Genomic DNA, 749 nt, shown 5'->3' with positions numbered 1-749 from the left:
TGGGCCGGGGGCGGGATCATGCGGTCGTCGGTGGCGACGAGATAGTAGCTGGGCTTGACGTTCCAGGCCGGGCTGGTGACGGCGCCGCCGGCGGCCGCGACGTTCCACGGCACCTGCGAGTCGGCCATGAAGGCGGCGGTCTTCGCATCGACATCGGCGGCGAAGGAGGCGGCGAACTTGGCCTTGTCGAGGGCAAGGAAGCCGTCGACCGGCGGCAGGATCGGCGGGACGGGCGCGCCGGCCGGCGGGTTGGCGATCAGCGACATCACGGATTCACCGGCATCCGCCGCGAAGGCGGCGATATAGACGACCGACTTCACCTTGGGATCGATGCCGGCCTCGCTGACCACGACGCCGCCATAGGAATGGCCGACGAGCACGACCGGGCCGTCCTGCTGGGCGATTGCCCGCTTCGTGAAGGCGACGTCGTCGGCGAGCGAGGTGGTCGGGTTCTGGACGATGGTGACGTTGTAGCCCTTGGCCTTCAGGGCATTGTAGACGCCCTGCCAGCCGGAACCGTCGACGAAGCCGCCATGGACGAGGACGACGTTCTTGACGGCGGGGGCAGCCTGGGCGGAGGTCATCGAGACGGTGGCGGAGAGGGCGAGGGCAGCGGCGGCGAGGATGGACTTGGTCATGGCGGGCTCCTTCGGTTGATCTGTTCGCGACAATCATTATCGCAATAATCATTCTCATACAGAGTGCCTCAGGGCTTGTAAAGCGATTTCTTTATCGCGATATCATTTTTC

At 65.4% G+C, this 749-nt stretch carries 1 protein-coding gene; it reads right to left on the bottom strand.

The window, feature by feature from the left end; genetic code table 11:
* On the bottom strand, positions 1-584 hold a 584-nt coding region (locus AC07O0_RS30295; protein WP_494628557.1), incomplete at its 3' end, for an alpha/beta hydrolase.
* Between the last annotated feature and the right edge of the window lie 165 nt (positions 585-749).

The organism is Allobosea sp. GW821-FHT10B12, from assembly GCF_059415545.1.
This window is presented reverse-complemented; position numbering and strand designations above follow the sequence as displayed.